Annotated in this window: 21 protein-coding genes and 1 pseudogene; 13 read left to right on the forward strand and 9 right to left on the reverse strand. The window is 64.5% G+C overall.

Annotated features, from left to right (window positions below):
- The first annotated feature begins 130 nt into the window (after positions 1-130).
- Positions 131-1,006, forward strand: a complete 876-nt coding sequence (gene galU, locus ACVISU_RS26090; protein ID WP_063695278.1) for a UTP--glucose-1-phosphate uridylyltransferase GalU — start codon at positions 131-133, stop codon at positions 1,004-1,006.
- Positions 1,007-1,184: 178 nt separating this feature from the next.
- On the opposite strand, the gene ACVISU_RS26095 is transcribed toward galU, so the two are convergent.
- Positions 1,185-2,138 carry a LysR substrate-binding domain-containing protein gene (locus ACVISU_RS26095; protein ID WP_456708782.1) on the reverse strand — a complete coding sequence of 318 codons (954 nt, stop codon included), beginning with the start codon at positions 2,136-2,138 and terminating at the stop codon, positions 1,185-1,187.
- 118 nt (positions 2,139-2,256) lie between these two features.
- Between ACVISU_RS26095 and katG the strand changes: the two genes are divergently transcribed.
- A complete protein-coding gene (gene katG, locus ACVISU_RS26100) occupies positions 2,257-4,422 on the forward strand; it encodes a catalase/peroxidase HPI (RefSeq protein WP_456708783.1) in 2,166 nt (721 codons plus the stop codon).
- Positions 4,423-4,521: 99 nt separating this feature from the next.
- On the opposite strand, the gene ACVISU_RS26105 is transcribed toward katG, so the two are convergent.
- From ACVISU_RS26105 to ACVISU_RS26115, 3 genes are all read right to left on the reverse strand, one after another.
- Positions 4,522-4,722 carry a hypothetical protein gene (locus ACVISU_RS26105; protein ID WP_050405558.1) on the reverse strand — a complete coding sequence of 67 codons (201 nt, stop codon included), beginning with the start codon at positions 4,720-4,722 and terminating at the stop codon, positions 4,522-4,524.
- Positions 4,723-4,949: 227 nt separating this feature from the next.
- A complete protein-coding gene (locus tag ACVISU_RS26110) occupies positions 4,950-5,960 on the reverse strand; it encodes an aldo/keto reductase (RefSeq protein WP_050405557.1) in 1,011 nt (336 codons plus the stop codon).
- A 124-nt stretch (positions 5,961-6,084) separates the two neighbouring features.
- Positions 6,085-6,510, reverse strand: coding sequence for a PaaI family thioesterase (locus tag ACVISU_RS26115; RefSeq protein WP_456708784.1), 426 nt, complete (start codon positions 6,508-6,510; stop codon positions 6,085-6,087).
- Between the two features lie 92 nt (positions 6,511-6,602).
- Between ACVISU_RS26115 and ACVISU_RS26120 the strand changes: the two are divergent.
- Positions 6,603-7,234, forward strand: a pseudogene (locus tag ACVISU_RS26120) (NUDIX hydrolase).
- 15 nt (positions 7,235-7,249) lie between these two features.
- On the opposite strand, the gene ACVISU_RS26125 reads toward ACVISU_RS26120, so the two are convergent.
- Positions 7,250-7,576: a hypothetical protein gene (locus tag ACVISU_RS26125; RefSeq protein ID WP_456708785.1), complete on the reverse strand. Its 327-nt coding sequence runs from the start codon at positions 7,574-7,576 to the stop codon at positions 7,250-7,252.
- 41 nt (positions 7,577-7,617) lie between these two features.
- On the opposite strand from ACVISU_RS26125, the gene ACVISU_RS26130 reads away from it, so the two are divergent.
- Positions 7,618-8,814, forward strand: a complete 1,197-nt coding sequence (locus tag ACVISU_RS26130) for a hypothetical protein (protein ID WP_456708786.1) — start codon at positions 7,618-7,620, stop codon at positions 8,812-8,814.
- A 15-nt stretch (positions 8,815-8,829) separates the two neighbouring features.
- Here ACVISU_RS26130 and ACVISU_RS26135 read toward each other — a convergent pair whose 3' ends face one another.
- Positions 8,830-9,129 (reverse strand): hypothetical protein, encoded by a 300-nt coding sequence (locus ACVISU_RS26135; protein WP_050405553.1) that lies wholly within the window; start codon positions 9,127-9,129, stop codon positions 8,830-8,832.
- Positions 9,130-9,338: 209 nt separating this feature from the next.
- On the opposite strand from ACVISU_RS26135, the gene ACVISU_RS26140 reads away from it, so the two are divergent.
- On the forward strand, positions 9,339-9,818 hold the full coding sequence (locus ACVISU_RS26140) for a hypothetical protein (protein ID WP_050405552.1): 480 nt from the start codon (positions 9,339-9,341) through the stop codon (positions 9,816-9,818).
- Between the two features lie 64 nt (positions 9,819-9,882).
- Here the strand turns inward: ACVISU_RS26140 and ACVISU_RS26145 are convergent, their stop codons facing one another.
- The gene (locus ACVISU_RS26145; RefSeq protein WP_456708787.1) at positions 9,883-11,097 is read right to left on the reverse strand and encodes an EAL domain-containing response regulator; all 1,215 of its coding nucleotides are present in this window, start codon (positions 11,095-11,097) and stop codon (positions 9,883-9,885) included.
- A 687-nt stretch (positions 11,098-11,784) separates the two neighbouring features.
- On the opposite strand from ACVISU_RS26145, the gene ACVISU_RS26150 reads away from it, so the two are divergent.
- From ACVISU_RS26150 to ACVISU_RS26165, 4 genes are all read left to right on the forward strand, one after another.
- Positions 11,785-12,732 (forward strand): TAXI family TRAP transporter solute-binding subunit, encoded by a 948-nt coding sequence (locus tag ACVISU_RS26150; protein ID WP_050405572.1) that lies wholly within the window; start codon positions 11,785-11,787, stop codon positions 12,730-12,732.
- 177 nt (positions 12,733-12,909) lie between these two features.
- Positions 12,910-15,018, forward strand: coding sequence for a TRAP transporter permease (locus ACVISU_RS26155; RefSeq protein ID WP_456708788.1), 2,109 nt, complete (start codon positions 12,910-12,912; stop codon positions 15,016-15,018).
- Entirely contained in the window at positions 15,015-15,392 is a 378-nt protein-coding gene (locus ACVISU_RS26160; protein WP_050405549.1) for a DUF1850 domain-containing protein, read from the forward strand. The genes ACVISU_RS26155 and ACVISU_RS26160 overlap by 4 nt, the downstream gene beginning before the upstream one ends.
- A gap of 96 nt (positions 15,393-15,488) precedes the next feature.
- Positions 15,489-16,295, forward strand: a complete 807-nt coding sequence (locus ACVISU_RS26165; protein WP_050405548.1) for an SDR family NAD(P)-dependent oxidoreductase — start codon at positions 15,489-15,491, stop codon at positions 16,293-16,295.
- Between the two features lie 12 nt (positions 16,296-16,307).
- Here ACVISU_RS26165 and ACVISU_RS26170 read toward each other — a convergent pair whose 3' ends face one another.
- On the reverse strand, positions 16,308-17,852 hold the full coding sequence (locus tag ACVISU_RS26170; protein WP_456708789.1) for a cation:proton antiporter: 1,545 nt from the start codon (positions 17,850-17,852) through the stop codon (positions 16,308-16,310).
- A 161-nt stretch (positions 17,853-18,013) separates the two neighbouring features.
- Between ACVISU_RS26170 and ACVISU_RS26175 the strand changes: the two genes are divergently transcribed.
- The 4 genes from ACVISU_RS26175 to ACVISU_RS26190 all read left to right on the forward strand — a co-directional run bounded on the left by ACVISU_RS26175 (position 18,014) and on the right by ACVISU_RS26190 (position 22,625).
- On the forward strand, positions 18,014-18,796 hold the full coding sequence (locus ACVISU_RS26175; RefSeq protein WP_456708790.1) for a tetratricopeptide repeat protein: 783 nt from the start codon (positions 18,014-18,016) through the stop codon (positions 18,794-18,796).
- Positions 18,797-18,916: 120 nt separating this feature from the next.
- Complete coding sequence (locus ACVISU_RS26180) at positions 18,917-20,827, forward strand: propionyl-CoA synthetase (RefSeq protein ID WP_456708791.1); 1,911 nt, start codon at positions 18,917-18,919, stop codon at positions 20,825-20,827.
- A gap of 346 nt (positions 20,828-21,173) precedes the next feature.
- Positions 21,174-21,446 carry a hypothetical protein gene (locus tag ACVISU_RS26185; protein ID WP_029878796.1) on the forward strand — a complete coding sequence of 91 codons (273 nt, stop codon included), beginning with the start codon at positions 21,174-21,176 and terminating at the stop codon, positions 21,444-21,446.
- Between the two features lie 102 nt (positions 21,447-21,548).
- Positions 21,549-22,625, forward strand: a complete 1,077-nt coding sequence (locus ACVISU_RS26190; protein ID WP_172803515.1) for an acyltransferase family protein — start codon at positions 21,549-21,551, stop codon at positions 22,623-22,625.
- Positions 22,626-22,745: 120 nt separating this feature from the next.
- Here ACVISU_RS26190 and ACVISU_RS26195 read toward each other — a convergent pair whose 3' ends face one another.
- A complete protein-coding gene (locus tag ACVISU_RS26195) occupies positions 22,746-23,441 on the reverse strand; it encodes a DUF1013 domain-containing protein (RefSeq protein WP_050405544.1) in 696 nt (231 codons plus the stop codon).
- Between the last annotated feature and the right edge of the window lie 134 nt (positions 23,442-23,575).

A 23,575-nucleotide genomic window follows, 5' to 3' on the forward strand; every position in this document is an offset into this window, starting at 1 on the left:
GCATGGGTGGAATAAGACGGATTCGTGCGCATCACACATCCGCCTTTGTTCTCGGCTGCAAAACGGGTACCAAGAAGCGATTAGAATTCGCGCCGCCGTCCCACCCGTTTTCAAGGCTTCCGATAATCCCATGAAGATCCGCAAAGCCGTATTTCCCGTCGCCGGTCTCGGCACCCGCGTGCTGCCCGCCACCAAGGCGATGCCGAAGGAGATGCTGACGATCGTCGACAAGCCGTTGATCCAGTACGTGGTCGATGAGGCCCGCGAGGCCGGCATCGAGCACTTCGTGTTCGTCACCGGTCGCAACAAGGGCGTCATCGAGGATCACTTCGACCGCATGTTCGAGCTCGACACCACGCTCGCGCAACGCGGCAAGAAGACCGAGCAGGAGATCCTGGCGCAGAACCAGCCGGAGGCCGGCGCGATGAGCTTCACGCGGCAGCAATCGCCGCTCGGGCTCGGCCATGCGGTGTGGTGCGCGCGCGACATCGTCGGCAACGAACCGTTCGCGGTGGTGCTGCCGGACGAACTGGTGCTGAACACGCCGGGCTGCCTGAAGCAGATGATCGACGCCGCCAACAAGCTCGGCGAGAAATCAAACGTGCTCGCGGTAGAGGCGGTGCCCGATGAGCTCACTCATCAATACGGCATCTGCGGCGTCGGCAAGCGCACCGGCAACATCTTCGAGGTCGACGGCATGGTCGAGAAGCCGCCGAAGGGCACCGCGCCGTCGAACCTGTCGATCACCGGCCGCTACATCCTGCAGCCGGAGATTTTCGACATCCTGGCCACGCAGGAGCGCGGCGCCGGCGGCGAGATCCAACTCACCGACGCGATGATCGGTCTCGCCAAGACGCAGAAGTTCTACGGCGTCGAGTTCGAGGGCGAGCGCCACGATTGCGGCTCCAAGCCCGGCTTCCTCCGCGCCAACATCGCCTTCGGCCTCAAGCGCCCCGAGCTGCGCGACGGATTGATTGCCGAGATGAAGAGGTATCTGGGGCAGTAGGTCGCTGCCACATCTCGTCATTCGCCGCAAGAATCCGGACGATGATGCACGACCGTGCATCATATTCGCTGTCGTCTGTCCCTGCGAAGGATGCGACAGCAGGGACCACAGCTGCAAGTGTAGCGCGGCGAGTGCGTCAAGCGCGGACGGCATCGTCTCCGCCGCACCACCGAAGCAATCACGCCACGTTCCGCCGCCACGCGCGCTTCGTGTCCTTCACCCCAGCCGCCTTCGGCGCACGCAATTCCCGCGCGGCAAGGCTCACCACTTCGGCGATTTGCTGGAGCTGCGAAGCGAGCGGTGAGGTCTTGCGCCAGACCATGCCGATGGTGCGCGAGGGCTGCGGATTCTTGAAGCGCGAGACCGTGACCGGCGCCGAGCGCGTCTCCACCGTCACCGCCATCTCGGGAATCAAGGTGACGCCGATGCCGGCGCCGACCATCTGCACCAGGGTCGACAGCGAGCTCGCATCCAGCACCTCGCGCGGCGGCGAGGACTGCATGTTGCAGAACGACAGCGCCTGGTCGCGGAAGCAGTGGCCTTCCTCGAGCAGCAGAAGTCGCATCTCGCGCAGCATCTCGGCGCTCGGCACCGGCGTCTTGGCGTCCTCGCCCGGTCGCACCAGCAGGAAATTCTCGGAGAACAGCGCGACCTCGGTCAGCGACGGTTCATGCACCGGCAGCGCCACGATCGCGGTGTCGAGCCGGCCCTCGGCGACTTCCTTGATCAGCTTCGGCGTCAGCGTCTCGCGGACATGAATGTCGAGCTCGGGATGCAGCCGCGCCAGCGTCTCGATCACCCTCGGCAGCAGATATGGCGCAATGGTCGGGATCATGCCGACGCGCAGGCGGCCGGCGAGCTTGTCGCGCGAGGCGCGGGCGAAGTCGCCAAGTTCGTCGACCGAGCGCAGGATGTCGCGCACACGGTGCAGAACATCCTCGCCGAATGTCGTCAAGGTAACCTGTCGGGCATTGCGTTCGATCAGCACGCCGCCGACCGCGCGTTCCAACTCGCGGATCTGCATCGACAGTGCCGGCTGCGACACCGCGCAGGCATCCGCGGCGCGCCCGAAATGCCCGTGCTGGGCCAGCGCATCGAAATACCTCAGTTGCCGGAGTGTGACATTTATCATCAGATTATCTTATTGCCGCGATCACTAAAGTCAATTTCACCTGATGGATTGGGGCGCGTAGAATCGTTCCTGGAAGAGCTCCAGCACATTCCAGAATCCATCACCTCGGAGAAGAAACATGGACGCAAAAACCGACGAAGGCGCGGGCAAATGCCCATTCACGGGCGGGCCTCGCGGGCACACGAATCGTGACTGGTGGCCGGAGACGCTCGACGTTCAGGTGCTGCATCGGAACTCCAACCTGTCGGACCCGATGGGCAAGGGTTTCGACTACGCCAAGGAATTCAAGAGCCTCGATCTCAATGCCGTGATCAAGGACCTCACGGCCCTGATGACGACGTCGCAGGAATGGTGGCCGGCCGACTTCGGCCATTACGGCGGCCTGATGATCCGCATGGCCTGGCACTCGGCGGGCACCTATCGCATCACCGATGGCCGCGGCGGCGCCGGTGCCGGTCAGCAGCGGTTCGCCCCGCTCAACAGCTGGCCCGACAACGCCAACCTCGACAAGGCGCGCCGGCTGCTGTGGCCGATCAAGCAGAAATACGGCCGCAAGATCTCCTGGGCCGACCTGATGGTCCTCGCCGGCAACGTCGCGCTCGAATCGATGGGCTTCAAGACGTTCGGTTTTGCCGGTGGCCGCGCTGACGTGTGGGAGCCGGAAGAGCTGTACTGGGGTCCGGAAGGCACCTGGCTCGGCGACGAGCGCTATAGCGGCGAGCGCCAGCTCTCCGAGCCGCTCGGCGCGGTGCAGATGGGCCTGATCTACGTCAATCCGGAAGGCCCGAACGGCAATCCGGACCCGGTCGCCGCCGCGAAGGACATCCGCGAGACGTTCTTCCGCATGGCGATGAACGACGAGGAGACCGTTGCGCTGATCGCCGGCGGCCACACCTTCGGCAAGACCCACGGCGCGGGCGATCCCTCGCTGATCGGGCCGGAGCCGGAAGGCGGCGCCATCGAGGATCAGGGTCTCGGCTGGAAGAGCAAGTTCGGCACCGGCGTCGGCGCGGACGCGATCACCGGCGGTCCCGAGGTCACCTGGACCCAGACCCCGACCAGGTGGAGCAACCACTTCTTCGACAACCTGTTCAAGTACGAATGGGAGCTGACCAAGAGTCCGGCGGGTGCGAAGCAGTGGAAGGCGAAGGGCGCGGCGGCCGACATTCCGGACGCGTACGACCCGTCGAAGAAGCATGTTCCGACCATGCTGACCACGGATCTGTCGCTGCGCTTCGACCCGGCCTATGAGAAAATTTCGCGCCGGTTCTATGAGCATCCGGATCAGTTCGCGGACGCCTTCGCCCGCGCCTGGTTCAAGCTCACGCACCGCGACATGGGCCCGATCCAGCGCTACCTCGGCCCGCTGGTGCCGAAGGAGACGCTGATCTGGCAGGACCCGCTGCCGGCGCTCGATCACGCCGTGATCGACGACAAGGATATCGAGGCGCTCAAGGCGAAAATCCTCGCCTCGGGTCTCTCGGTCTCCGAACTGGTGTCGACCGCGTGGGCCTCGGCCTCCACGTTCCGCGGCTCCGACAAGCGCGGAGGCGCCAACGGCGCGCGCATCCGCCTCGCTCCGCAGAAGGACTGGGAAGTCAACGAGCCCGCCCAGCTCAAGACCGTGCTGGCCAAGCTCGAGACCATCCAGAAGGACTTCGGCAAGAAGGTCTCGCTGGCCGATCTGATCGTGCTCGGCGGCGCGGCTGCGATCGAGAAGGCGGCGAAGGACGGCGGCACCAATGTGAAGGTCCCCTTCACGCCGGGCCGCACCGATGCGACGCAGGACCAGACCGACGTCGAATCGTTCGCTCCGCTCGAGCCGCGGGCTGACGGCTTCCGCAACTACATCAGCGGCAAGCATCAGTTCATGCAGCCCGAGGAGGCGCTGGTCGACCGTGCGCAGCTGCTGCGGCTGACCGGACCGGAAATGACGGTCCTGGTCGGCGGCCTGCGCGTGCTCGGCGCCAATGCCAAGAAGTCGAAGCACGGCGTCTTCACCGACAAGCCGGGCACCTTGACCAACGACTTCTTCCTCAACTTGCTCGACATGGGCACGGTGTGGAGCGACGCCGGCCAGGGCGTCTACGAAGGACGCGACCGCAAGACCAAGGCGGTGAAGTGGACCGGCACCCGCGTCGACCTGATCTTCGGCTCGCACTCGCAGCTGCGCGCGTTCGCCGAAGTCTACGGCTCGTCGGACGCCAAGGAGCAGTTCGTGAACGACTTCGTCGCGGCCTGGGCCAAGGTGATGAACGCCGATCGCTTCGATCTCGTGAAGTAAGCGGCCGGCAACGGCAATCAGGGACAGGGCGGCGCTTTGGCGTCGCCCTGTTTCATTTCGGGGATGCCATTGCTAGGGCGATGCCGTTTTGCGGCTCGCTCAGTCGTGCAGCTTCATGTTGCGGATCATCTCCTCGAACTCCGCCTGCGTCGGGATTGCCGGTCGCGACTGCGGCGCGCTGCTCGCCGCGATCGGCGCATCGCACTGCGCGGCTCCGCGCGAAGGCTCGAAAATTGCGGTGAGGCTGGCCCAGCACACCAGGAGAGCAACGATCCAGTCGAGTACATTGGCTGCCTTCATTGCAGCGCCGGCATCAGCATTTCCATGCCCCGATGCTGCAGCCTGCACAGCGCATGCGCAATTCGGAAGCTACGAAACGTAACTTCGGCAAAACCGAGCGGGATGTCCGGACGAAGCCATCGCAAATTGTCGTCATTGCGAGCGAAGCGAAGCAATCCATCGCGCCGCTTGCGGAGAGGTGGATTGCTTCGTCGCTATCGCTCCTCGCAATGACGGCGCTAGAGGGACTATCCGGTCCGCGCCCGGCGGCCTTCGATCGGATAGGCCGGATCGTTGAATCCGGGCGTCGACGGATGGCCGGCCGCGACGAGGCGGTCGATCAGGGCTTCGTCCTCTGCCGTGAAACGATAGTCGAGCGCGCGGATGTAATCGTCCCATTGCGCTTCGGTGCGCGGGCCCGCGATGACTGCACTGACGAACGACGAGTTCAGCACCCAGGCGACAGCGAACTGCCCGGCGGTGATGCCGCAGCTCTCGGCGTGGCGCTTGATCTGTTGCGCGAGCTGCAGCGATTCCGGCCGCCACTCGGTCTGCATCATGCGCTTGTCGTTGCGGCCGGCGCGGGTATCCGCGGGCGGTGCGGCATCGGGCGCGTATTTGCCGGTCAGCACGCCGCGCGCCAGCGGGCTATAGGGCACGATGCCGAGACCGTAATAGGCGCAGGCCGGGAAATGCTCGACCTCGGGCATCCGGTTCATCGCGTTGTAATAGGGCTGGCTGGCGACGGGACGATCGATGCCGAGCCGGTCACAGATGTTGCAGATCTCGGCGACGCGCCAGGCGCGGTAGTTGGAGACGCCGAAATAGCGCACCTTGCCGGCGCGGATCAGGTCGCCCATCGCCCGCACCGTCTCGTCGAGCGGCGTCGCGTGGTCTTCCTTGTGCAGATAGTAGACGTCGATGTAGTCGGTGCCGAGCCGCTTCAAACTCTCGTCGGCGGCCTGCAACACCCAGCGCCGCGACAGTCCGCCATGGTTGGGATCGTCGCCGATCGGGTTGGCCAGCTTGGTCGCGAGCACCCAGCTCGACCTTCTGTTGGAGATCGCGCGTCCCACGACCTCCTCGGACTTGCCACTATTATAGGCGTCGGCGCTGTCGATGAAGTTGATGCCGGCCTCGCGCGCCTTCGCCACGATCCGCGACGATGTCGCCTCGTCGGTCGGGCCGCCGAACATCATGGTGCCGAGGCAGATCGGCGAGACCTTCAGGCCGCTGCGGCCGAGCTGGCGATATTGCATCGGGGCCTCCTCTGGATGTCATTCCGGGATGGTCCGAAAGACCAAACCCGGAATCTCGAGATTCCACAATGTGCGATTGCACGTTGGGGTTCGAATGCTGGCGCATCGCCCCGGAATGACAGGTTCAACTCTCGTTCTTCAGGATCTTGAACACGCCGTTGGCCATCGCGACACAGCGCTTGTCGACGGTCACCTCGGCCGTGATGAAGATCAGGCTGCGGGTCGAGCGCACCACGCGCGGCCTCGTGGTCAGGATCTCGCCGATCTTGCCGGCCTCGACGAAATGGGTGTCGAGCTGCACCGTCGCAAGCGTCGGCTTGCCCGAGACGAAGCGCGCGGCCATGCCGCAGGCACGGTCGGCGAAGGTCATGATGACGCCGCCCTGCACCAGGCCGCGGCGATTGTGGTGCTTGTCCTCGGTGATCAGCGCGAGCTCGAGCGCGCCGTCCTTCAACCGCTCCCACAGCGGGCCGATCAGCGTCAGGAAACCCGTGGTGTCGGCGATCTTCCAGCCGTCGGATTTGAGTTTGTCCGCGGCCCTGGCCGTCATGGGGAGGGATTCCTTGCTTGCAGCTGATTGATCGCAGGAGGCATGTCGTCGCGCTCATTTCATCAAACGCTGTTGTGTTGTAGTCAAGCTCAATGGCCCGCACATTTGACGATGCCACCCGGCGGAATATCGCAGAGCTCTGCTCAGCATTCGCGCGCCTGGCGCCCCGGCAGACGCGGCGCCGACGCTGAAGCGCGCGGCAGTCGCGATCGCGCTGACCGAAGGCGATGACGACAGCAGCACCGCCTTCCTGCTGACCCGCCGTAGCGCGCGCCTGCGCGCCCACAGCGCGCAATGGGCGCTGCCGGGCGGGCGCTGCGATGCCGGCGAGACGCAGCCCCAGGCCGCGCTGCGCGAACTGCACGAGGAGCTTGGGCTCGCGCTGTCCGAGCGCGACGTGCTCGGCATGCTCGATGACTATCCGACGCGGTCCGGCTATCTGATCACGCCGGTCGTGGTCTGGGCCGGTGCGGATGTGGCGATCATTCCGAACCCGGACGAGGTCGCCTCCGTCCATCGCATCGGCCTCGATGCGATCGAGCTCGACGATGCTTTCACCTTCGTCACGATCCCGGAGAGCGCGCGGCGCGTGATCCGCTTCCGGCTCGGCGGCCAGCAGATTCATGCGCCGACCGCCGCGCTGATCTATCAGTTCCGCGAGGTGCTCGCCGGCCGCAACACCCGCGTCGCCGATCTGGAGCAGCCGGTGTTCGCGTGGAAGTAGGCTTTAGCGATGCGGCTATTTGTGATGGCGCTTGCGGGCGTTCATCTTCATTGCCTCGCCTTGCGCAGCAGGCGGAGGCGTCGGGGTCGCGGGTTCCGGCGGCGCGCGCGACACATTCTCGTAACAAGAGAGCCGTGAACGCGTATCCGGAAACGACCCGCAATCCGGACGCTCGGCGCGTAAAGGTGCGGCAAGCGTCAACGCGCCGGCGGCGGCGAGCCAGAGTGCCATCCTCATCGCAATCTCCAAGGCATTGCTGAGAAGCGCCTTCTTCGGAGAACACCGCATTGTGGCGAAAATTCTGGACTTGATCGCGGCATCCGGCCGCTTGCGATCGGACATTTCCGGGCTGACTTCGCAGCCGTGCTTGCTACAACGAGGCCATGCGCCCGCAATTGATTCGCTTCGTTCCTGGATTTGTCGTGCTCGCGCTTGCCGCCAGCGCGCCGTCCGTATCGGCCGGCGAGGCCGATGCGCTGCCGCCGGCGGTTGCCAATGCGATGGCGCAGGCCTCGCCGCAGGCAATCATGGAGTATCGCCGCAAGCTGCAGGAATACGAGGAGGCGCGCGCCGCCTTCGAGCAGGATGCCGGCGCCTATTGGAGCGCGATCGCCGACAAGCGGCGCGGCCGCAACGCCAAGCGCCGCGACCGCGTGCAGATCACGTTGGATGACTACGTGCTGCAGCAGCCGCCGGTCTACGAGGGCCCGAAGCGGCCGGTCAATCCGGCGCCGGAAGAAGAGGGCGGCAAGCCGCCACGTCCGCCCAAGACAATTCCAGTGGTGTCGGATCTGATCCGGGCGGCGGCCGAACAATTCCAGTTCACGCCGCAGCGGCCGACGAGCGAGGTCGAGTTCAAGCGCGCTTATGCCCGCTACGCGCGCGCCGCGGGGCTGACCCCGGAGCAAGCGGTGCGGGTCTATTCGTTCGAAACCGGCGGCACCGGCAATTACGACGTGCAGGCCGGCATCGAGCATGGCGGCAAGCGCGCCATCTCCACCGCGATGGGCTACAACCAGTTGCTCACCACCAACACCGTCGAACTGCTCGCCGAACAGGGCCATGAATTCGTGCGGGACCTGACGGCGCGGGTTGCGGCGACGCAGGGGCCGGCGCGCAAGGCCATGGAGCACAAGCTCGCGGTGCTGAAGAAGATGGTCGCATTCACGCGGACCGTGCCCGACGACTGGTCGGCGCATCAGCGCCTCGCCGACACGCCGCAGGGCTGGGCCTGTCACGCCATGGTGCTCGATATCGATATCGGGCCGATGCTGCAGACCCACAAGCTGCTGACCTCGGTGATCTTCGCGCGCAACAAGGGCTACACACGGCCGCTGACCGCGGCCGAGCTCGAGATGATGAACCTGACCGGCGACGGCACCGGGCTCGACATGGTGACCATGCCGCAGGCGATGCGCGAGCAGGTACCGACCACGAATTTCTTCCAGCGCTCGGGCTATGAGCGCAACCCGGTCGCGATCCGTCACAACACCGTGGCAAAGCTTCTCGCCATCACCAACGAGCGGATGGATTTCAACAGCAACAAGCCCGGCGCGAGGGAATTGGCCGCGGCGTTCTGAGGTTTGCCAAAGCGGTTAGTTCGAGCCGAACATGAACTTGCCGTCGCCCTCGAGATAGGGCCCGGAGCGCATGTAGAGCTGGCCGTTGTGGCCGATGAAGAACAGCGTCCCCTTCGGCACCTTCTTGGCGCCCTTCAACAACGTGTTGGCATTGCTGGTCCCCATCTTGTAGGCCCAGGTCTTGCCGTCCTTGTCGTAGGCGTAGCCCATGTCGGTCTTCAGCTCCCAGGGCGCAGCCTCCTGCGCGAATGCGCACGTCGTCAGAGCGGCAAACGCCGCAGTCGCAATAAAGGTCTTGGTCAAGAAATGCGTCATGATCCACCTCCGGCCGAGAAAAAGAAAACGGCGTGTCCCCACGCTTTTGAACAAATCACGAACAGCAATCGCGCGTCAATACGACAATCGGCGCGACCGCTCACACACGCCAGCGACTTTGTGATTTCCCGCATCAAGCTTGGCGACTATTTTCGCGTTACCGTTTACAAACGCTTCGATTGGCGGAAACACTACCTGGGGGGATCGCGATGAACCACGTCATGAAGATCGGTATCGGTGTCGCTCTGTCGTTCATCGCGCTGGCGTCAGTCGCGCAGGCGGACGAGTTCAAGCTTTCCAACAACCAGCGGATCTCCTGCAGCCGCGGCCTGTCGGCCGGCAAGCTCAATACCTCGACCTGCAAGTCCTACGCCTATCTGTTCAACGCCAAGACCTCCGAATACTTCCGCTGCCAGGTCTCGCTGGCGCTGACGCGGGACAACAAGGAGGTCATCAACGTGCAGGCCGACGGCGGCTGCACCAAGAAGCCGCGCATCTTCGAGACCGACGGCAATTACACGTTCGACGCCACCGAGACCGAGCCGCCGAACACCAATTCGTTCTTCGGAACGGGCGGCTATGCGATCTGGGCCAGCGATGCCAACACCCAGAAGATCCGCGGCTGCATCACCATCTCGTCCGGTCTCGGCTCCGACATCTCGAAATGCCTCGACATGACGTTTCAGTGACGGCGGTGCGTCCCGCGTGATGTGCGGCGCTCCCGATGTCGTGGTGTCGCCGAGGCCGCATGCCTCAGGGGGCCGGCGCTTTCTCGGAGAAGTGCATGCGCGAGCGGGCGAACTTCTTGACGCCCATCGGCTTGCCGAACAGGTAGCCCTGGACCTGATCGAAATCCATCTCGTGGGCGGCGAGAAAGTCGGCGCGCGTCTCGACACCCTGCGCAATAACCTGCGCGCCCGCGTCGTGGGCGAGCTCGACGATACGCCGGCACACCGTCTGCTTCAGGCGCTGATCCGCACAACCGGTGACGTATTGATGGTCGACCTTGAGCTGGACGAACGGAAAGTTCGGCAATCCCAGCAGGGATGGCCAGTTCGCGCCGACATTGTCGATCGAGATGCCGATATTGTGCAGGCGAACGCGCCGGGCGACATCGATCGCCAAATCGAGATTGTCGATCACCTCGGCGCTGTCGATCTCGATCAAGAGGCCGGCGAATGCGGCATGATCCGGAATCCGGTAGCAAAGCTCGCGCACCGCAGCATCGTCGGCGAGAAACGAGATCGGCAGGTTGATCGAGAGATCGACCGGCCCGATCTGTTCGAGGAGAGAGCGCCAGTCCTCGATCGCGCGCTCGATCACGAACTCGGACAGCGCATGAAAATGCGGGTCGCTTTCGTCGGGGATGAAATAGGCCGGCGGTACGACGCCCCATGCGGGATGGCGCATCCGGATCAGCGCCTCGGCGCCGCTCGGAACCAATGTCCGGAGATGAATCTTCTGCTGATACCAGAGCTCGAGCCAGCCGGCCTTCAGCGCTTCGGGCACGTCCACTGCCGGGCTCGGTGCCGGCTCGAGCGGCATCAGTGACGCAAGACTGTCACGAAGGGTTCCGGCGCTGAACGGGGTGGAGAGGGCCGGCAGCATGGCGATGCCGTACTCATCGCCGATCTGCCGGACCGCCTTGACGATGATCGAGTCCGGCTGGCCGATGACGAGGACCTTGCCGCCGTAGTCCTTTCTCACCAAAGTCTCGAGAATTTTACTGACTTCGATGCCGTCCACGGACACGCCGAGCACCAGAAGATCGGGCCGTTCCGCGTCCAGCACGGTGTCGAGTTCCAGAGCCTGGCCGCATTCACTGGTGATGAAGCCGAGGTCGTCCAGTGCCTCGGCGAGGAAGGTCCGAAGGTGTTTTTTGCTGTCCGCAATGCATGCGCGCGGGGTCAGCTTGCGATGTCCGAACCAGCCGGCCCGTGTCTGTGTGATGTGGCTGATGTGATTCATGCCCCGCCTTGTCCGTAATTACCCCGGCTCGACTCGTACATCCTTGAGCCGCGGCAATCATGGAAATTTCTGGTTCATACATTGATTGGCTCGCTAACCTTAAAGGATTCAATTCGAATCAAATTATGCCGGAATCGCAGCGTTTCACCGCCGCTACTCGTGCAACAAATGCGTCATCTGACGTTCATGAGCGTGATCGCGCGCGACCTTGCACGCAGCAGAAGCGCAGCGCGCGATGTGTCATCGAGAGACGACGTTAATAACTGTGTTGTCGCGTGGATGCCGGCGTGAAGTTGCACCATTGTCGGACATCAGATCGCGTCGCGCGAGCGCTGTGTCGAGTCGTTGGTGGCGAATCGCGGGTCATCGGTTCTGTGATGCCAATGAAGTTGTGTGTGACGTCAACGATGCCGCTCGTCGCATCTCCGGCATCAACGCGCAGCAGCCGATCGCTCGACCCCAGCGGTGGTGCCGCGCAGTTGCATCGACACCGGTCAGGATGGGTCACCCCGGCGATCGCCGGTGCGAACACAGAACCGGCGGCTCCTGCCCGCATGAGCAGAGTTTCCCGCGCAGGTAAGGTGATGCTGCCATCAGGGATTTCGACCGCGCATGCGTCATTTGGATGGGTTGACCCGACGGGGGTGTCCGGCCAATTTCCGGCCGGCTTAGGGGAGAATAATGCTCATGAATTCAAGATTGATGGCTGCCGCGATCGTGGCCGCCGGTGTTTTGTCTGCGCCTGTCGCACAGGCCCAGCAGTTCATTAACGTGCTCACCGGCGGCACCTCGGGCGTCTACTATCCGCTCGGCGTCGCGATCGGGAAGATCTACGGCGACAAGATCCCTGACGTGAAGACCCAGGTGCAGGCGACCAAGGCCTCGGTGGAGAACCTGGTGCTGCTGCAGCAGGGCCGAGGCGAGATCGCTTTCACGCTCGGCGATTCGCTGAAGGCGGCCTGGGAAGGCGACGCCGAAGCCGGCTTCAAGAACAAGCTCGACAAGCTGCGCACCATCGGCGCGATCTATCCGAACTACATCCAGATCGTCGCCACCGCCGAAAGCGGCATCAGGACGCTCGCCGACCTCAAGGGCAAAAGCCTGTCGGTCGGTGCGCCGAAGTCCGGCACCGAGCTCAACTCGCGCGCGATCCTCGCGGCCGCCGGCATGAGCTACAAGGATCTCGGCAAGGTCGAGTATCTGCCATTCGCCGAATCGGTCGACCTGATGAAGAACCGCCAGCTCGCCGCCACGCTGCAGTCCGCCGGCCTCGGCGTCGCCTCGCTGAAGGACCTCTCGACCTCCAGCGAGATCACCGTGGTGGCCGTGCCGAAGGAGACCATCGACAAGATCGGCCCTCCCTTCGTCTCCGTGATCATCCCGGCCAACACCTATACCGGCCAGGACAAGGACGTGCCGACCGCGGCGGTCGTGAACTATCTCGTCACCTCGAGTGCGGTGTCGGACGACCTCGCCTATCAGATGACCAAGCTGGTCTACGAATCGCTGCCGGAACTCGCCAATGCCCACGCCGCGGGCAAGGAGATCAAGCTCGAGGCCGCCGCGACCGGCAGCCCGGTGCCGCTGCATCCCGGCGCGATCCGCTATTACAAGGAAAAGGGCCTGATCAAGTAGGGCTGAACTAACCACCGTCATTGCGAGGAGCGGAGCGACGAAGCAATCCATCTCTCAATAAGCTGTGAGATGGATTGCTTCGCTTCGCTCGCAGTGACGGCGGCACGGCTTTTTCCCGGTTTCGGGACAGAAGCCGGGTGGCTATAAGCGTCGCGGGCACGGCGGGGGACTGATCATATGCAGCAGCAGGTTGCGGGCGAGCAGCCCATCAAGGTTGAATTCGACAATTTCGAGCATGGCTTTCCGGAGGGCTTCGGCCCGGGCGCCTGGGGGCATCTGGCCTATGCCGTCGGTCTCGCCTTCGCGGTGTTCCAGCTCTATGTCGCGGCTTTCAATTATTTGCCGAGCCAGGTGGTGCGCGGCGTCCATGTCGGCTTCCTGATCCTCTTGACCTTCGGCCTGATCGGCAACTTCACCGCCAAGACCGATTTCGGCCGCGCGGTGAGCTGGATCGTCGGCGCGGCCGGTTTCCTCTGCGGGCTTTATCAGTGGATCTTCTATGCCGATTTGATCGCCCGCGACGGCGATCCGACCCACATGGACCTTGCGGTCGGCACGCTGCTCGCGATCCTGATTTTCGAGGGCACGCGGCGGCTGATGGGGGCGGCGCTGCCGCTGATGTGCGGCGCCTGTCTGCTCTACTGGTTCTTCGGACAATATCTGCCGTCGCCGTTCAACCATCGCGGCTATGATTTCGACCAGATCGTCACCCATCTCTCGTTCGGCACCGAAGGCTTCTACGGCGTGCCGATCTATGTGTCTGCGACCTACATCTTCCTGTTCATCCTGTTCGGCTCGTTCCTAGAGCGCGCGGGGATGATCCAGCTGTTCACCGACGTCTCACTCGGCCTGTTCGGCCGCACCCGCGGCGGCCCGGCCAAGGTCGCCGTGTTTGCCTCCGGCATGATGGGCACGATCTCGGGTTCCGGCGTCGCCAACGTCGTCACCGTCGGCCAGTTCACGATTCCCTTGATGATCAAGTTCGGCTATCGCCGCGCGTTCGCCGCCGGCGTCGAGGCCACCGCCTCGATGGGCGGCCAGATCATGCCGCCGGTGATGGGCGCGGTCGCCTTCATCATGGCCGAGACGCTTGGCGTTCCCTATTCGGAGATCGTCAAGGCCGCCGTGATTCCGGCGATCCTGTATTTCGCCTCGGCGTTCTGGATGGTGCATCTGGAAGCCGGCAAGCATGGCCTCGTCGGCATGAAGCGTTCGGAGATCCCGAGCGCCTGGAAGGCGCTGGTCGCCCGCTGGTACCTGGTGTTGCCGCTCGCGGCGCTGGTCTACATGCTGTTCGAAGGCTTCACGCCGCTCTATGCCGGCAGCATGGGGCTCGCGCTGACCGTTGCGCTGATCCTCGGCGCCAGCATCACGCTCGGCTTCTCCAACACCGTCGTGCGCACCATCTTCTGGATCGGGCTCGCGCTGGTGGTTGCCGCGGTGTCGCGCCATGGGCTGGATATCGTGCCGGTGGCCAGCGTCGTCGTTGGTCTGATGGTCATCGCTGCGATCACACGCGGTGGCCGCGCCACGCTCCGCGCCTGCCGCGACTCGCTCGCCGACAGCGCCAAGTCGGCCCTGACCGTCGGCATGGCCTGTGCCATCGTTGGCACCATCATCGGCATGATGACGCAGACCGGCGTCGGCACCATCTTCGGCAGCTGGATCATCGGGCTCGGCGCCAAGAGCCTGTTCCTGGCGCTGATCATGACCATGCTGCTGTCGATCCTGCTCGGCACCGGCATCCCGACGATCCCGACCTACATTATCACCGCGGCGCTTGCCGCGCCTGCGCTGGCCAAGCTCGGCGTGCCGCTGATCGCAAGCCACATGTTCGCGTTCTACTACGGCATCATGGCCGACCTCTCGCCGCCGGTGGCGCTCGCGGCATTGGCGGCGGCGCCGATCGCCAAGGAGAATCCGGACAAGATCGGCTGGGAGGCGATGCGGATCGCGCTCGCCGGCTACGTCATTCCTTTCATCTTCGTCTATTCGCCGGCGTTGATGCTGCAAGGCAATGATCCGATGACCGCCCAGCTCGGCTTCTACGGCGCGGTGGCGCTGGCGACCTTCAAGGCGCTGGTGGCGATCGCCCTGTTCGGCATCGTCGCGATCGGCTTCCTGTTCACGCGGCTGACGTTGATCGAGATCGTGATCGCGTTCGGCGCCGCGCTCTGCCTGCTCGGGGACTTCCAGTTCTCGGATACGGCCGGCTTCACGCTCGCCGCCGCGGTCGTGCTGTGGCAATGGCGGCAGCGTCCGCGTAGCGCGGTGGCGGCGACTTGAGCCTCTGTCTCGCGTCCGCCGGTGTCGTGAAGGCGCTGTCGATTGCGGCCTTTACGCTCAGCTGGACGCATTCGATCGAGAAGACCGCCTGGCAGGAAGACTGGCAGGTCACGCCGGCCGGACTCACGCTGCAAGAGGCGCGCATCAAGGGCACCGGCGCTGGCATGGAGCCGCCGCCGGAGGCGCGCCTCTCGGGCGGCTGGTTTCAATGGTCGCCGCCGCCGTTGCCCAGGTCCGAGGTCGTGCTCGGCAATTCCGGCGCCGCCGGCGAATGGCACCTGTGCCATGCGCGACGCTGCCAGACGCTATCGGAGATTTTCGGGCATCCGATCGGTGCTAATGTCACGACGATGAGTGTGTGTCGCGATCCGTAGCCTGGATGGAGCGAAGCGTAATCCGGGGCCCGTGTTCCCGGATTTTGCTTCGCTCCATCCGGGCTACAATGACAACAACAAACGGGAGAACAGGCGATGGATCGGCTCAAGGGCAAGGTTGCGATGGTGGTCGGGGCGGGCTCGATCGGGCCCGGCTGGGGCAATGGCAAGGCGACCGCCGTCACCTTTGCGCGCGAGGGCGCCAGCGTGTTCTGCGTCGATCGCAACGGCGCCGCGGCCGAGGAGACGGTCAAGATCATCACCGGCGAGGGCGGCAAGGCGGCCGCATTCACCGCCGACGTCTCGCGCGCCGACGAGGTCGAGGCGATGGTCGCCGCCTGCCTCAAGACCTATGGCCGCATCGACGTGCTCGACAACAATGTCGGCATCGCCGAGGTCGGCAGCGTGGTGGACGTTGCGGAAGCCGAGTGGGATCGGGTCTTCGCGGTCAACCTCAAGAGCGCCTATCTGTCGATGAAGCACGTCATTCCGGTCATGATCAAGCAGGGCGGCGGCTCGATCATCAACATCTCCTCGATCGCCTCGATCCGCCATGTCGGCATTTCCTATGTCAGCTACAATGCGAGCAAGGCGGCGATGAACCAAATGACGCGCTCGACCGCGGTCGAGTTCGCCTCCAAGCACGTGCGCGTCAACGCGATCCTGCCGGGATTGATGAAGACGCCGATGGTCGAACATTCGGCAGGCCTCGCGCAGAGCTACGCCAAGGGCGATGTCGAGGCGATGTGGCGCGCGCGCGACGCGCAGGTGCCGATGGGGCACATGGGCGACGCCTGGGACGTCGCCAACGCCGCACTGTTCCTGGCGTCGGACGAATCGAAATACGTCACCGGCATCGAACTCGTGGTCGATGGCGGCATCACCTCGAAGTCGGGCGCGTGATTGCAGGAGGAACTACGCTTCCACGCTGAGCTCGGCGCGGTCGAGCTCTTCTTCGACCAGATGGAATGCGTCGTCGCCGATCGTCTCGGTACGGCGCAAATCGAGCAGCGCCTGACGGGCGGCGGCGATGGCGCGGCGGCGCAGCGGATCCGATGGCAGCTCGCGCGAGGTCAGGCCGCCGTCGGGGTCGTTATCCGCGCGCATGAGCGCGGCGCGGTATTCCAGCCGGAGGATCTCGGCCTCTTCCGAAGGGTCGGCATCGATCTCTTCCAGCGCGGCGCGAAACACCACGCCGCGGGCACGGGCCGCCTCGCGGCCGACCGGATCGTCGTCATCGAATTGCAATGCCAGGATCAGCGGCCGCAATGTCAGGCCCTGGAGCACGAGCGTGCCGAACACCACGGCAAACGCCGTCAACAGGATCAGGTCGCGATACGGAAACCATTCGGGCAGCGCAAACGCAGCCGCCAATGTGACGATGCCGCGCATGCCGCACCAGGATACGATAAAGCCGCGTTTCAAGGTCGGCACCGCATCCACCACATGGGCAGGCAGGAGGTTGCGTTGCTTCAGCAGGCGCAGCAACGCGCCGTATGGCATCACCCAGAGGATGCGCGCGAGGATCACCACGGCGAGGATCGCGGCGGCAAAGCTGCAATATTTCCAGCGCACCTCGGCGTCGAGCTCGGACCAGATCGGGCGCAGTTGCAGGCCGATCAGCATGAAAGCGAGCACGTTGAGCACCAGCACGACGGTCTCCCACACCGCGTAGGATGACACGCGCAGCCGTGCGGAGGTGCGCGCCGGCGCGGTGCGGGCGATGGTGATCGCATAGGCGATGATGGTCAGGATGCCGGACAGGCCGAGATGCTCGGCGACGATCCAGACCATGAAGGTGCCGCAGAATTGCGTGATGATCGCGCTCGGCGCCTCGGTGATGCGGCGGGTGATCATCATCCAGACCTGCGCGAACAGATAGCCGGCGGCAAGGCTGCCGACCAGCGCAACCGCGATCGACGGCACGAATTCGCGGATCTTCATGTGCTCGGCGGCGGCGAGGCCAACCGCGACGCGATAGATCAACAGCGACGTGGCATCGTTGAGCAGGCTCTCGCCTTCGAGGATCTTCTGGATCCGGTAGGGCAGACTGACCTGGCGCAAGATCGCGGTGGCCGCGGCCGCGTCGGGCGGCGCCACGATGGCGCCGAGCGCGATCGCGACCGCCCAGGGCATGTCCGGGCGCAGCCAACGTGCGACCACGGCGACCGCCATTGTCGTGACGCCGACCGCGACCACCACCAGTGTCGAGACCGGCAGCCAGTTGTTGCGGAGGTCGCGCAGCGAGGTGTCGAAGGCGGCATCGAGCAGCACCGGGGCCACGAACAGGGCCAGCGCCAGTTTCGGTTCCAGCGCCCAGGTCGGGGCCCATGGCAGCAGGGTCAGCAGCACGCCGCCGAGCGCAAGAAAGGTCGGGTAGGGCACCTTGATCCGCCGCGCCAGCGTCGACAGCGCCACCGCCGCGAGCAACAGGCCGATGATCCATTCGAATGTCAGCAACGCGAACCCCCAAAGTGCGGCCCGACGTGCGGCTCAAAGTGCAGCCGATCGTCGCAATTGACGTATAATCCAGCGTGTGGTTTTGCGGCAAATGGCGCGCTGCCGGGCATCAGAGGCCGGTGGTTCGGGTGCGGGAGAGGAATGTCTTGTCGGCAATCGGAATGCGACGCAACTCTGTGAATCTCGCCTTCAATCTGACTCTGGCGCTGCTGTGCGTTTGCCTGTCGGGAGCGCTGACATCAGGCGTTGCGCGCGCGGCCGGCAGCGAGCCCGGCAAGGATGTACAGGCCGATGCCGGTCCCTGCATCGCAGCCGCCGCCGCGGCGGATGACGACAAGACCATCGAGGCCTGCAGCGCGCTGATTGACAACGAGAAGGCGGCCAGGCCAGATCGCGTCAAGGCCCTGCTGGCGCGGGCGAGCGCCTATGACCGCAAGCAGTTGATTGACCGCGCGATCGCAGATTACGACACCGTGCTCCGGCTCGATCCATCGCTTGCCGACGCCCACAATGCACGCGGCGAGCTGTGGCGCCGCAAGGGGGACCGGCCGAAGGCGATCATGGATTTCGGCGCCGCCGTCAAGCTCAACCCCGATCATACCGCCGCCAAGGCCAACTACAAATCGCTGTCGCTCGAGCTGGAGCGGATCGGCGCCATGATGGCGGTCGCCGGCAAGCCGAGCTTCGACTGCCGCAAGGCGCGCCGGCCGGTGGAGAAGGCGATCTGCGCCAATGCCGCGCTGGCCGATCTCGATCGCGAGATCGTCGCATCGACGTTCCGCACGGTGCGCGAGGCGCAGGACCCGCGCCAGGCGCGCGAGTTGCAGCGTGCGCAGGACCAGTTCATCGCGCGCCGCAACGCGGAATTCGGCAAGCCTGGCTATGACCTGCAAAAGGCGATGCGCGAGCGGTTGCGGCAGATCAACGGTGCCGACGGCTACTAGTGCTAACGTCGGTGAGTTTTACGGCTTGAATTATCGGCCGCGCCCATGACAATGACCGCCAAAGAGAGCCAACATGTCCGTCATGTTTGACCACGACGATGGAGGCGAGGGAGAAGCGCAATGAACGTCCAGCAGCAGAGCCGGTATCATGAGGTGTATGCCCGCTCGCTTCGAGACCCCGAGGGCTTTTGGGCGGAAGCGGCGCGCGAGATCGACTGGATCGATCCGGCGAAGAAAATCTTCGACCCGTCGATCGGCGCGTACGGACGCTGGTTCGCCGGGGCCGCGGTCAACACCTGCTACAACGCGCTGGATCGCCATGTCGCCGGCGGCCGCGCCGACCAGGTCGCGCTGATCCACGATTCCCCGCTCACCAATTCGATCACGAGGTTCACCTATTCCGAGCTCCTGAAGGAAGTGCAGGCGCTCGCCGCGGTGATGCAGGATTTCGGCGTGGCCAAGGGCGACCGCGTCATCCTCTATATGCCGATGGTGCCGGAGGCCGTCGTTGCGATGCTGGCCTGCGCGCGGATTGGTGCTGTGCACAGCGTGGTGTTCGGCGGCTTTGCGGCGAAAGAGCTCGCGACCCGCATCGACGACGCCAAGCCGAAGCTGATCTTCTCGGCGAGCTGCGGCATCGAGCCCGGCCGCATCGTGCAATACAAGCCGCTGCTCGACGAGGCGATCCGCCTCGCCGGCACCAAGCCCGGCACCTGCATCATCCTGCAGCGGCCGCAGCAGGCGTGCGAACTCACCGCGGGCCGCGATCACGACTGGGCGACGCTGCGCCGTGCCGCGTTCGACGCCGGCAAGGCCGCGCCCTGTGTGCCGGTCAGCGCGACCGATCCGCTCTACATCCTCTACACTTCGGGTACGACCGGAATCCCGAAGGGCGTGGTGCGCGACAATGGCGGGCATCTCGTCGCGCTGAAATGGTCGATGGAGAATCTCTACGGTGTGAAGCCCGGTGAGATCTGGTGGTGCGGCTCCGACATCGGCTGGGTGGTCGGCCACTCCTACATCGTGTATGGCCCGCTGATCCACGGCGCGACCACGATCATGTATGAAGGCAAGCCGGTCGGCACGCCGGACGCCGGCGCCTTCTGGCGCGTGATCTCGGAACACAAGGCGGTCGCCTTCTTCACCGCGCCGACAGCGTTTCGCGCGATCAAGAAGGAAGATCCCGAAGGCAAGCTGCTCAGGAGCTACGATCTCTCGCGCTTCCGCACGCTGTTCCTCGCCGGCGAGCGCGCCGATCCACCGACGGTGGAGTGGGCCGAGCAGCAGCTCAAGGTGCCGGTCATCGACCACTGGTGGCAGACCGAGACCGGCTGGTGCATCGCCGGCAATCCGGTTGGGCTCGGCATGCTGCCGGTCAAGCACGGTTCGCCGACCGTGCCGATGCCGGGCTATCAGGTCGACATCGTCGACGAGGCGGCGAAGCCGGTGCCCGCAGGCACCATGGGCTCGATCGTAATCAAGCTGCCGATGCCACCGGCGTGCCTGCCGACGCTGTGGCAGCAGGACGATCGCTTCAGGGAGGCCTATCTCTCGGAATTCCCCGGCTACTACAAGACCTCGGATGCCGGCTACAAGGACGAGGACGGCTATGTCTGGGTGATGGGCCGCACCGACGACATCATCAATGTCGCCGGCCACCGGCTCTCCACCGGCGGCATGGAGGAGATCCTCGCCTCGCATCCCGACGTCGCCGAATGTGCCGTGCTCGGCGTCAAGGATGCGATCAAGGGCGAGGTGCCCTGCGGCTTCCTGGTGCTGAAGGCCGGCGTCACCAAGGCGCCGGATCAGGTCGAGAAGGAAGTCGTGGCACTGGTGCGCGACAAGCTCGGCCCGGTCGCAGCGTTCAAGCTTGCGATCACGGTCGGGCGGCTGCCGAAGACGCGCTCCGGCAAGATCCTGCGCGGCACCATCAAGAAGATCGCCGACGGTGAGTCCTGGACCATGCCGGCAACCATCGAGGATCCGAAGGTGCTCGACGAAATCGGCGATGCGTTGAAGGGCAAGGCGTAGCGTCGTCGTTGGACGCTTTGCGCGCTTCCGGATAAACCGCCCGTGTGGCCACCCCTCTCCCTGACCCTCGCCCCACAAGGGGGGAGGGAACCCTTCCGCCGATGGCCGCCTTACGTAGGCGAAGTTCAGGGCGTGCAGTTGGCGCTGCATCACGTGAGGTGAGCACGCTGGTCAGGCTCCCTCCCCCTTGTGGGAGAGGGTTGGCCCCGGGGCGATATCAATCAATGGACAAGCGCCATTGCTCACCCGCGAAACCCATCGGAAGCAAAATGGCCTTGATTTTGATGGATTGCCGGGTCATCCCGGCGTCTCCAACACCAATGTCCCACAAGGTACGGACCACCGGATGCGATCCATTTCCGCACGCGCGCCTCTCGCATTGCTGCTCGCACTGCCGCTGCTGGCAGGCTGCCTCGAGCGCGGCCGATCGCCGATCGCGGAGAGCATGGGGGACGACGATCAATACTGCCAGGCCAATGGCAAGGTCGCGGTCGGCTCGCCCGAATATGTCGCTTGCCGCAAGGATCGCGACGTCCAGCGCCAGAACGCCGAAGCCCGCACCGATCGGCGGCAGCGCGATCTCGGCGAATACATGATGAACAATCCGGACCGCCATTAGGCGCCGGGCCGAATTCCCTTAAGCTATCGGCGCGCCGCATGCGATGATGCGCGGCCCTTTTGGATGAGACCGGGTCCTGTGCTTGTGGAAGGCGAGCTCGCGTTGCAACGTGACAGGATCGAGGAGCTCGACGGGCTGCGCGCGATCGCGCTGCTGATCGTCGTCATCTGGCACTATTTCGGCGCGCCGGACGGGCCGGAAAATTGGCCGTGGAAGCTGCTGCATGTCGGCCGGTTCGGCGTCGACCTGTTCTTCATTCTGTCCGGCTATCTCATCACGGATATTCTGCTGCGCCACCGCGCGGCCGAACGATATTACTCGGCCTTCTATGGCAGGCGCGCGTTTCGCATCTGGCCGCTCTACTACCTGATGTGCGCTTGCGCCCTGATCGGCTGGTATTTTTCGTTAAGCCCTGATCTGTTCGACACCAGGGGTGTGCCCGGCTGGCTGTATCTGTTCGGCTTGCAGAATTTCGGCATGGCCAGGGCCCAGACCGACGGCGCCTACTTTCTGGCCGTGACCTGGTCGCTCGCGATAGAGGAGCAGTTCTATCTGCTGTTTCCGTTGCTGGTCCGGAACATCCCGTCCGAGCGGCTGTTCGCGATCCTGCTCGTGCCGATCCTGATCTGCCCGATCGGGCGCCTGATCGATAGCGCGCTGCCGGACGCCTATGGCTGGTACGTACTGCCGCAATTCAGGATCGATTCGCTTGCAGTCGGCGCGCTGATCGCCTGGTGGCGCCTCTATCGCAAGCCGGATGCCGAGGTCTCCAGACGCGTCGCCGCCATCCTCAAATGGTCGTGCATGTCGCTCCCGCTGTTGTGGCTGTTCGGATGGAAGCGCTGGTCGGTGGCGTTCTCGCACACCCAGGTCGAGATCTTCTTCGGTTCTCTGCTGTTCGTCGTGCTCGAAAATCGCGGCTCGCCAAAACTCGCACTGCTGCGCGGTTCGGTCGCGAACTTCTTCGCCAGGACGTCCTACGCGGCGTATCTCACCCACCACGTCATCGTGTACCTGCTGTTCGCCGTGCTGCATCAACCGAGGACGGTCGAGAGCCTCGCCGGCATCTCGCTGACCTTCGCCGCACTCGCGCTGACGTTCGCCCTGTGTGCGCTGAGCTATCGATATTTCGAACGCCCGCTGCTCGACTTCGCCCACCGGCGATTCTCGTTCGGGTGAGCGAAACCCGTTATCGGCGCGCCGCTCGTGCCATCACGGTCACGCGCGGTCAGAACAAAAAACGCGGCGGGTTGCCCTGCCGCGTTTCGTATTCCGGTCTTCGCAAAAACCAGCCGGCGCTTATTCTTCGTCGTCGGCCTTCTTGCCGCCGATCGTCTTCAGCTTGGCGAACACGGCATCGACATTGAGATCATCGTGCCGCTCGATCGGCTGATCGTCGAGCTCGTCCTTGCGCGTGGTCTCGGAGGCCGGCAGCAGCGTGGCGCCGCCATAGACGGTCGTGGTCGGCTTCTCCTTGGCGGCGCGCTGCACCTCGAAATCGAGCTCGATCTGCGAGCACAGGCCGAGCGTCACCGGGTCCATCGGGGTCAGGGTCGAGGCATTCCAGTGGGTGCGGTCGCGCACGCTGGCGATCGTGGTCTTGGTGGTACCGACCAGACGCATGATCTGGGCGTCCTTCAGTTCGGGGTGGTTGCGCACCAGCCAGAGGATCGCGCTCGGCCGCTCATGGCGGCGCGACACCGGGGTATAGCGGGGGCCCTTCTTCTTGGCGGCGGTCGGCAGCACCACCTTGCTCTCCTGGAGCCTGAGGCGGTAGTTCTGGTCCCGCTCGCCGCGCTCGATCTCCTCGCGGGTCAGCTGGCCGTTGGAAATCGGGTCCATGCCCTTGATGCCCTGGGCGGCGTCGCCGTCGGCGATGGCGCGCACCTCGAGGGGGTGCATTTTGGTGAAATCGGCCACCTGATCGAACGTCAGGGCGGTATTGTCGACCAACCACACGGCAGTCGCCTTCGGCATCAGCGGTGCGTTGCTCATGGCAAATCTCCTTTGTGCTTCGCCCACCTCTGTCGAGGCGAAGCTGGTAGTCATCGGCGATGACGGGAATTATAGGGCCTATATAAGCCCTCCGGGGGGAATGGCGCAATGGGCCAGCAAAATCGCCTTGACAG

The sequence above is a fragment of the Bradyrhizobium sp. USDA 4452 genome, assembly GCF_054063575.1.